This window comes from Aeromonas bivalvium (assembly GCF_000819765.1).
Taxonomy (GTDB): domain Bacteria; phylum Pseudomonadota; class Gammaproteobacteria; order Enterobacterales; family Aeromonadaceae; genus Aeromonas; species Aeromonas bivalvium.
In genome coordinates this window covers 189,416-198,803 of record NZ_CDBT01000004.1, presented here as the reverse complement: position 1 = coordinate 198,803, position 9,388 = coordinate 189,416, and the positions used below count along the sequence as shown (strand labels likewise).

General features: G+C 60.3%; 5 protein-coding genes and 1 tRNA gene. All 6 read left to right on the top strand.

All coding sequences use genetic code 11. The features are described 5' to 3' along the window. Window positions 1-98 precede the first annotated feature (98 nt). The 6 genes from BN1119_RS01075 (at window position 99) to hrpA (ending at window position 9,370) form a co-directional block, all read left to right on the top strand. Window positions 99-175: transfer RNA gene (locus tag BN1119_RS01075), tRNA-Met, on the top strand. Between the two features lie 211 nt (window positions 176-386). After that, window positions 387-1,880, top strand: a complete 1,494-nt coding sequence (locus BN1119_RS01070) for a M17 family metallopeptidase (protein WP_041992595.1) — start codon at window positions 387-389, stop codon at window positions 1,878-1,880. Window positions 1,881-1,970: 90 nt separating this feature from the next. Further along, on the top strand, window positions 1,971-2,645 hold the full coding sequence (gene yjjG / locus BN1119_RS01065; RefSeq protein ID WP_041992592.1) for a pyrimidine 5'-nucleotidase: 675 nt from the start codon (window positions 1,971-1,973) through the stop codon (window positions 2,643-2,645). Window positions 2,646-3,741: 1,096 nt separating this feature from the next. Beyond that, a complete protein-coding gene (locus BN1119_RS01060; protein WP_041992589.1) occupies window positions 3,742-4,812 on the top strand; it encodes a helix-turn-helix transcriptional regulator in 1,071 nt (356 codons plus the stop codon). Window positions 4,813-4,884: 72 nt separating this feature from the next. Continuing rightward, the gene (locus tag BN1119_RS01055; protein ID WP_041992586.1) at window positions 4,885-5,307 is read left to right on the top strand and encodes a CBS domain-containing protein; all 423 of its coding nucleotides are present in this window, start codon (window positions 4,885-4,887) and stop codon (window positions 5,305-5,307) included. 148 nt (window positions 5,308-5,455) lie between these two features. Next, window positions 5,456-9,370: an ATP-dependent RNA helicase HrpA gene (hrpA, locus tag BN1119_RS01050; protein ID WP_041992583.1), complete on the top strand. Its 3,915-nt coding sequence runs from the start codon at window positions 5,456-5,458 to the stop codon at window positions 9,368-9,370. The last annotated feature ends 18 nt before the right edge of the window (window positions 9,371-9,388 follow it).

Below are 9,388 nucleotides of genomic sequence, written 5' to 3'. Positions count from 1 at the left end.
ATCCAGCCCCCGCAACCACATACAGTCTTGCTGTTCATCCGTGAACAGGAAGGCGCACCCGGGATGGCAACTGCTCTGCCAGATCGGGACAATTCGGACGCGGGGTGGAGCAGCTCGGTAGCTCGTCGGGCTCATAACCCGAAGGTCGTTGGTTCAAATCCAGCCCCCGCAACCACTTTTTATTTCCCCTCGTTATCCTGTTTTCTCTCTCTGAACATGGCCGCCGATGCCGACCCCCATTGCCCAGGACCTGCGGCGACTTGCCCCATGGTCGGGCGCATCAAAGCCAACCCCTATGGCAGGGCGTCATGGCGATCCCTTTCCCTCGGTAGTATCATCTCGCCTTCCTGTTTTCTTCGCTGTGTATTCATGGATGAGGCTGCCCCATCATGCTCGATTTTTGCTACCAGGCCCCCAGGATAGAGAATGCTCCCCGGGATCTTGATCAGTTCATGGGGCTGAATGCCCCCCTCAAGTTGTTGATCTGCCATCAGAATCTAAAGGCAACCCTGCTCGTGCGACCCGAGCTGGCCCCGGCGGCCCTGCAGTCAGCTTTGGGGCAGGAAGGGCCTTGTCTGTGCCCGATCATCGGATCGCCCGATGAGCAGGGGCTGCTGCTGCTGGTATTCAGCGATGCCCTGGGCGAAGGCCATGGGCGCTATCGCCGGATCCGGCACTGGATTGCCCCCCTGGCGTCATACCAGAGCCCTCTGCTGGCCCTGCATCTGGAAGGGTTCGACGGCGACGAGACGGCCCGCCTCGGCGAGGCGCTGCTGGCCAGCCTGCTGGCCGCCAATGTCAGCCTGCCGAGCCAAAAACGCGAGGCTAAAGCGGTGTGCGCCTATGAGCGGCTCGTCAGCTCGCCCGCCTTTCCCCTGGATGTGACGCGCCTGTGCGCCGAGGCCGAGGGCAATGCCCTGGCTCGTCATCTCGGGGTCTTGCCCGCCTCCGTGCTCGATGCCCCTGGTTATCACCAGCGGGTGCGTGCGCTGGCCCGACAAGAGGGGTGGCAGTGTCAGGAGTATGATGAGGCCGCATTGCAGGCGCTGGGGGCCGGGGCGTTTCTCGCGGTGAGCCGGGGATCCGAGGATGGCCAGGGCGCCATCGTCAAGCTGAGCTATGAACCCGCCGGCGCCGAGCGCACCCTGGCTCTGGTGGGCAAGGGGATCTGCCATGACTCGGGTGGCTACAACCTCAAGGTGGGAGGATCCATGTATGGCATGCACCTGGACATGGGAGGCAGTGCGGTGGCCCTGGGCACCCTGCTTGCCATCAGCCGTGCCCGCCTGCCTGTCCGGGTTCACTGCTGGCTCGCCATCGCCGAGAACCACATAGGCCCCAGGGCCTATCGCCCCGGGGAGGTGGTCACCGCCTGCAATGGCACCACCATAGAGGTGGTGGACACGGACGCCGAGGGACGCATGGTGCTGGCGGATGCCCTGGCTCTGGCAGCCCGGGACCAGCCATCCCTTATCATCGATTACGCCACCCTGACCGGGGCCTGCAAGCGGGCGCTGGGCAGCGGTTACAGCGGCGCCTTCACCAATCAGCCCGCCTGGCTGCTCCCCCTCATCGCCCTGGGGCAGGAGAGCGGGGAGCGGGTCTGGCCCTTCCCCCATGACGAGGACTATGACGACAACCTGACGAGCGAGTGGGCGGATCTGCTGCAGTGTGCCCCCGGGGCCTCGCCGGATCACATAGACGCGACCCGCTTCCTCGGTCGCTTCGTGCCCGCCACGACGCCCTGGTTGCACCTGGATTTGTCCGGCTATCGCAACAAGGGGGGCAATGGGGTCGTGGGCAGCGAGGTGACGGGCTTCGGGGTGCGTTTTACCCTGCGTTTGCTGGCCCGTTGGCAGACTGGCGAGCTGGATGCCTGACTGGATCCCGTCGCCCGCCTGACCGATAATGGCGTCCCGTCCGCCATATGGGCGGGCCGCCTCGGGTTTCTCATGCAGTAAAGGAGTGATATGAAGACGCCACGCTATGACTGGGTTCTGTTTGACCTCGATGAGACTCTGGTTGATTTCCCGGTGAGCCGCGCCCTGGAGCAGACCCTGCAACTGCACGGCATAGTGGCCAGCGAGGAGCGGATGCAGGAGTATCAGGCCCTCAATCACAGACTCTGGGGTCAGTACAACAGTGGCGAGATCGATGCCGAGCAGCTGCAACAGACCCGTTTCTCCCCCTTCGCCCCCGCCGGGGTCAATCCCCTGGCCATGAATGACACCTTTCTCACCCGGATCATCGCCCTGAGCCAGCCCCTGGAGGGGGTGGTCGATACCCTGCTGAGCCTGAAAGAGAGGGTGAGCATGGGGATCATCACCAATGGCTTCAGCCTGCCCCAGCGCGGCCGCCTGGCCAAGCTGGGCTGGCACGATTGGTTCGAGCCGCTGATCATCTCGGACGAGGTCAGGGTCACCAAGCCGTCTGCCGCCATCTTCGAGCAGAGCCTGGCCCTTATGGGGCGCCCGGATCCTGCCCGGGTGCTGATGGTGGGGGATAACCCCAAGACGGACATTGCCGGTGCGGCCGCCATGGGGTTGGCGACCTGCTGGTATAACCCCCATGGTCAGGAGGGGGAGTGCGCGCCGACCCATGAGATCCGCCACTTCAGCCACCTGGCCGAGATAGTGCTGGGATAAGCTGGCCACGCCCGGCGTGACCGGCACTGAGCAAGCAGGCAGCCTTCGGGCTGCCTGCTTTTTTTTGGCCTGGCGTGGGTGCGGCTCATGGATCATGAGGGAACTCGAGGAGGACAAGAGCAGAGACCAGGGGGGGCCTGAGGAGGGCTGAGCCAGCCGAGATCCCCGGTGTGATGAGGCGCCGGGCCAGCAAGGAAGAGAGAAAGAGTGGGTAAATTGGGGGAAACCACAAACAAAAACACCAACGGCGAGAAAGTCGCAGTTGGTGTCGATAAAACAGTCGTTGTCTGGTCAGTCAGTGGGGCGGCATGCGCCCCTCATGGCTCAAAACTGGGACAGTGAAGGCAGAGAAACTGCGACCAGAGTGAAAAACACGGTGAAGACGGCTGTAACTAAGAACTCAGTCATACTTTTTCTCCCTGGCTGACGGCTGATGAATACAAGATACCATACAAGGAGATTAAAACAATGGTCATTTTGTAATAAATGGCGCATTTTCTGATGGTGGTGCGTCAACGCGACATTTTTTAAAGCTGGCGGGTGAAATGCGAGCTAAGCGGCTTTGTCAAGAAAGCGTTTCGAGTGGAAATTAATTTTTTATCAATTAAAACATGGTGTTATGATTCAGTGGCGTGCTGTTTATTGATGGGTCTTGAATGACGCTCTTTTCATTTTTGCAGTTTTACTGGGCAAGAAATGGGGGCGGTGCCTGACAAATCTTGTCATCGACACTGATTTTTGCGGTTCAGCCTGGGTTAACTCGACTGAAAGCCACTATTTCCCTCTTGTCTGTTTTATCTACTGCTCGCTCCTTGCCCCTGCTGATCGGTATCAATGGGAGGCACTGCCAGTGCGAGGCGAGCCCGCCAGAGGCGGAAGTGGCTGGGAAAGCATGGGGAAGCAATAAGGTGGGTGGAGAGGAAGAGGGGTTGCCGCCTCAGGATGGCGAGGCATTAAATAAGGAATTTCTGATACAAGCGTGAGGGGGAATATATTGACGCAAGGGGGAAGGTAATTGTTCATTTGACTACTTTTCGCTGTAGTCAATGCAGAGTAAGATGCCTGCTCAATAAAAATAAGAATTAGGAGTTCGGGTGTGAAAACATTAGTAAGCGAGAGGGTATCGCCATATATAAGTCAATTATATGAGTGTGGTATTAATGATTCTGACATTAAGCTGGTCGTAGACAAGTTTCGCTACGATCTCGGTGGCAGTTCAACCCTGCTTTTATTACGTGATGATGACAAGAGCGACGGGCTCAAGCTGTTTGCCAGTGGCTTGAGCGAGGCGCAGCAGCATTTCTATCTGCAGCATCATCGCCAGGATGTCTGGTTCAATCATTATCTGGACAAGGGTTGCCAGGGGGTGGTCAGCGCCAATGAGATCTCCGACAACGCCGGGCTGCTGGCCAGTTTCGGTGCCCAGTTCGCCCTGGGGGGCGTGTGCCGGGTCAAGGATCATGGCCTGAGCTCCCTGTGCGGCTACCGCAGTGGCGCCCAGAGCGACTTTACCGTGCAAGAGCGGCACCTGGTGGCGGACATGTATGCCGGTTTCGCCGCCTGGAGTCAGCATTATTGGAATCTGCTGGCCCTGGAAACCCAGAATTATCAACTGCAACAATTGGTGCGCAATCACAATAAACCCAGCGCCATCATAGATGACAAGGGTTATATCCATTATTCCAATACGGCGTTTAACCGCATCACGGATGAGAATGTGGAATTGCGTACCCTGTCCGGATTGTTTTCCTTGCAGAGCAAGGATCAGCAGCGTCAATTTAAAGAGATGCTCGCCGGTTTCGCCTATCTGCTGCCGGGAGCCAGTGCCTATCTTTGCGTACCCCGTCAGGCCAATCTCAGGCCCTTATTGATCCAGTGCACCCTGATGAGCGGATTGACGCGATACGAACGTTTCGTGGAGCTGGTGCTGCGTGACCCCGAGCACGCCTTCAATCCCGATATTGAAGCCCTGGCCAGCCTCTATCCCCTGACGGTGGGGGAGAAGGAGCTGCTGATGCTGATGAGCAAGGGCTACAGCAGCAACGACATCGCCGAGTTGCGCGGCGTCAAGGTGGAAACCGTGCGTTCCACCCTCAAGGGGGTCTTCAAGAAGACGGATTGTCACAGTCAGAGCGAATTGCTGCTCTTGCTGCAATCCATCTCCTGAGGCGGGCGAGCTATGCTTGAAACGAGGACGCCAGCATAAGGCGGCTGAACCAGGTTCCTTAGGGGGTTCAAGATGAAAGCATTAATTGCCAAGGACTATATGCAGGTGAGGCCCATCACCTTCAAGGCGGAGATGATGGTGCAATCTGCCGTGGCCAAGTTCGTCAACAGCAATCAACTGGGCGGGCCCGTCATCGACGCCAACGGTCATCTCATCGGCTGGGTGTCGGAGCAGGACTGCATCGCCGTCATGCTCAAGGAGGCCTATCACTGCGAGCAGGTGGCCCAGGTCAAGGATGTGATGCGCCAGGATGTGCTGACGGTGAGCCCGCAGACCAGCATCCTGGAGCTGGCCGAGATGATGATCGGGCAAAAGCCCAAGATGTATCCCGTGCTGGAGGCGGGGCGTCTGGTGGGGGTCATCAGTCGCCACGACGTGATGAAGGCCATCCATAACCAGCTCGACACCTGCTTCATTCCCCAGGCTCACGCCTGAGTCTCCCGAAACGGCAGGGGGTCTCCCTGCCTTTCTCCCTGTTTTTGCTGACGGCGTTAATACTTGCACCGACTCCGCTCGCTCTTTAGGATCGCTCCCAGCTTATCGATATGGCCCCTCTGGGCACTTATTTTAAGGAATGCCTACCTTGTCTCTCTCTATCGAGGCGCTGCGCCGCCGTCTTTCTGCCTGCATGAACCTCGACGCCCGCCGTCTCTCCAGCCGTCTGCACGGGGTCAAGAAGCTGCCGCAAGGCAAGCAAGGATCTGTGCTCGAGACCATAGCCGCCGACCTGGATGTGGCCGAGGCGCGCTACCAGTCCCGTCTGGCGGGGGTGCCCAGGGTCACCTATCCGGAGAATCTGCCGGTCAGCCAGAAGCAGGCAGAAATCGCCAAGGCGATTCAAGAGCATCAGGTGGTGATCATCGCCGGGGAAACCGGCTCGGGCAAGACCACCCAGATCCCCAAGATTTGCCTCTCGCTCGGGCGCGGGGTGAAGGGCTTTATCGGCCACACCCAGCCGCGGCGCCTCGCGGCCCGCACGGTGGCCGCCCGTATCGCCGAAGAGATGGAGTCCGAGCTCGGCCACTACGTGGGCTACAAGGTGCGCTTTACCGATCAGGTGAGCGAGCAGACCCACATCAAGCTGATGACAGACGGCATCCTGCTGGCGGAGATCCAGAATGATCGGATGCTGACCCAGTACGACACCATCATCATCGACGAGGCCCACGAGCGCAGCCTCAACATCGATTTCATCCTGGGTTACTTGAAGCAGCTGCTGCCAAGGCGCCCGGATCTCAAGGTGATCATCACCTCGGCCACCATAGACCCCCAGCGCTTCTCCCGTCACTTCAACCAGGCGCCCATCATAGAAGTCTCAGGGCGCACCTACCCGGTGGAAGTGCGCTACCGCCCGCTGTTTGCTGATAAAAAGAGCGGCGACAAGAGCGAGGGGTTGGAGGAGCGCGACGAGCTGCAGGGGATCTTCGATGCGGTGGAGGAGCTGGCTCGCGAAGGGCTGGGGGATATCCTCATCTTCATGAACGGCGAGCGGGAAATTCGCGATACCGCCGATGCCCTGCGCAAGCTCAACCTGCGGGACACCGAGGTGCTGCCGCTCTACGCCCGCCTCTCCAACGCCGAGCAGAACAAGGTGTTCCAGCAACACGCCGGACGGCGTATCGTGCTGGCCACCAACGTGGCGGAGACCTCGTTGACGGTGCCGGGCATTCGTTACGTCATCGATCCGGGTACCGCCCGCATCAGCCGCTACTCCTGGCGCACCAAGGTGCAGCGCCTGCCCATCGAGCCGGTCTCCCAGGCCAGTGCCAACCAGCGCAAGGGGCGTTGCGGCCGGGTAGCGGACGGTATCTGTATCCGCCTCTACTCGGAGGAGGATTTCAACAATCGTCCGGCCTTCACCGATCCCGAGATCCTGCGCACCAACCTGGCGTCCGTCATCTTGCAGATGCTGGCGCTCGGCCTTGGCAACATGGAAGAATTCCCCTTCGTCGAGCCGCCGGAGTCCCGCCATATCAAGGATGGCCTGACTCTCTTGAAAGAGCTGGAGGCGGTGCGCGAGCTGCCCGCCACCGGCGATCGCGAGGGCAGGTTGCAGCTGACCGAGACCGGTCGCCAGCTCTCGCGCATTCCGCTTGATCCACGTTTGGCAAAGATGGTGATCAGTGCGGCGCAAACCGGCTGTCTGAGCGAAGTGATGGTGATCACCGCGGGCCTCAGCATCCAGGATCCCCGCGAGCGGCCCATGGAGAAAAAACAGGCCGCCGACGAGCAGCACAGGCGCTTTGAAGACAAGGATTCCGACTTCCTCGCCTTCGTCAATCTGTGGAACTACCTGAAAGAGCAGCAGGATCTGCTGGGCAGCAACCCGTTCCGTCGCATGTGCCAGAAGGAGTTTCTCTCCTATCTGCGAGTGCGCGAGTGGCAGGATATCCACTTCCAGCTGCGCCAGACGGTGAAAGAGCTTGGTTTTAAAGCCAACCAGGAACCGGCGGATTTCAAGACGGTGCACTGCGCCCTGCTGACCGGCCTCTTGAGTCATATCGGCAACAAGGATCTGGAGAAGCCCGAGTTCCTTGGGGCTCGCAACGGCCGCTTCCACCTGTTCCCGGCCTCTGGTCTGTTCAAGAAGCCGCCCAAGTGGGTGATGGCCGCAGAATTGGTGGAGACCTCCCGCCTCTACGCCCGCATCAACGCCAGGATTGAACCCGAGTGGGTGGAGCCGCTGGCGGCGCACCTCATCAAGCTGCACCACAGCGATCCCCACTGGTCGAAGAAAAACGGCGCCGTCATGGCCAAGGAGAAGGTGACGCTTTATGGCCTGACACTGGTTGCCGAGCGCACCATCAACTTCAGCCGCATCGATCCGGCCCAGTGCCGCGAGCTCTTCATTCGCCGCGCCCTGGTGGAGGGGGACTTCGAGACCCGCCATCGCTTCTTTGGCGAGAACCGCAAGCTCCTGGCCGAGGTGGAGGCGCTGGAGCACAAGTCGCGCCGTCGCGACATCCTGGTGGATGACGAGGACTTGTTCCGCTTCTACGATGCCCGCTTGCCGGAAGAAATCATCTCCGCCCGCCACTTCGACAAGTGGTGGAAGGAGGCGCAAAAGCAGGATCCCGAGCGGCTCAACTTCGAAAAAGAGATGCTGATGAAGGGGGATGCGGCCCACATCAGCGATCTCGACTACCCCAACTTCTGGCAGCAGGGGCGCCTCAAGCTCAAGCTGACCTACCAGTTCGAGCCGGGAGAAGCCGCCGATGGCGTCACCCTGCATATCCCGCTGCCGCTCCTGAACCAGGTGGAAGTCAAAGGGTTCGAGTGGCTTATTCCAGGCTTGCGTCATGAGCTGCTGGTGGCCCTCATCAAGTCGATGCCAAAGCCGATGCGCAAGAACTTCGTGCCGGCGCCGAACTACGCCGATGCGCTGCTCGCCAGCCTCAACCCCGAGCAGGGTCCGCTGCTGGACGAGATGGAGCGTCAACTTCGCCGCATGACAGGTGTCACCGTGCCCCGGGAAGCCTGGGACTGGGCATCGGTGCCCGATCACCTGAAACTCACCTTCCGGGTGGTGGACGACAAGCACAAGCCCATTGCGGAAGGCAAGGATCTGGAGGCGCTGAAAGAGTCGCTGCGCGGCAAGGTGCAGGAGACCCTCTCCCAGGTGGCGGACGACGACATCGAGCAGTCGGGCTTGACCCTGTGGAGCTTTGGCGAGTTGCCGAAGGAGTACAGCCAGAAGCGCAGCGGCTTCGAGGTGAAGGCCTATCCGACCCTGGTGGATCAGAAAGACTCGGTCGCCATCCAGCTGGTGGAGAGCCCGGTGGCCCAGCAGCAGCTGATGTGGGCGGGTCAGCGCCGGCTGGTGCTGCTCAATGTGCCGTCCCCCATCAAGTATCTGCAGGAGAAGCTGCCGAACAAGGCCAAGCTCGGGCTCTACTTCAACCCCTTCGGCAAGGTGGCCGAGCTGATTGACGACTGCATCGCCTGTGGCTGCGACAAGCTCATCGAGCAGCACGGCGGCCTGGCCTGGGACGAGGCCGGTTTCGAGGCGCTCAAGGAGTATGTCCGCGCCGAGCTCAACGATGCGGTGGTGGAGGTGGCCAAGCAGGTGGAAGCCGTGCTGACGCTGTCCCATGAGATCAAGAAGCGGCTCAAGGGCAAGATGCAGCTCGACACCGCCTTTGCCATGTCGGACATCCAGCAGCAGCTGGGCAACCTCATCCACAAGGGGTTCGTCACCGAGACCGGCTGGCAGCGGCTGCCGGATCTCTTGCGCTACCTGCGGGCCATCGAGCGGCGCCTGGAGAAACTCGCCATCGATCCCAACCGGGACAGGGTCTACATGCTCAAGGTGCACAGCGTGGAGTCCGAGTACAAGGCGCTGCTGGCCAAGCTCCCCAAATCCCAGCCGATCCCCCCCGAGGTGGCCAATATCCGCTGGATGATAGAGGAGCTGAGGGTGTCGTTCTTTGCCCAGCAGCTGGGAACCCCTTATCCCATCTCCGATAAACGGGTGCAGAGCGCCATCGCCCAGTGCTAACCTGACACAGTCGAGCCC

What these genes read in the sequence shown, in the direction of transcription:
- yjjG (WP_041992592.1), top strand. Translation starts at nt 1,971, where the DNA reads ATGAAGACGCCACGCTATGACTGGGTTCTGTTTGACCTCGATGAGACT.
- BN1119_RS01055 (WP_041992586.1), top strand. Translation starts at nt 4,885, where the DNA reads ATGAAAGCATTAATTGCCAAGGACTATATGCAGGTGAGGCCCATCACC.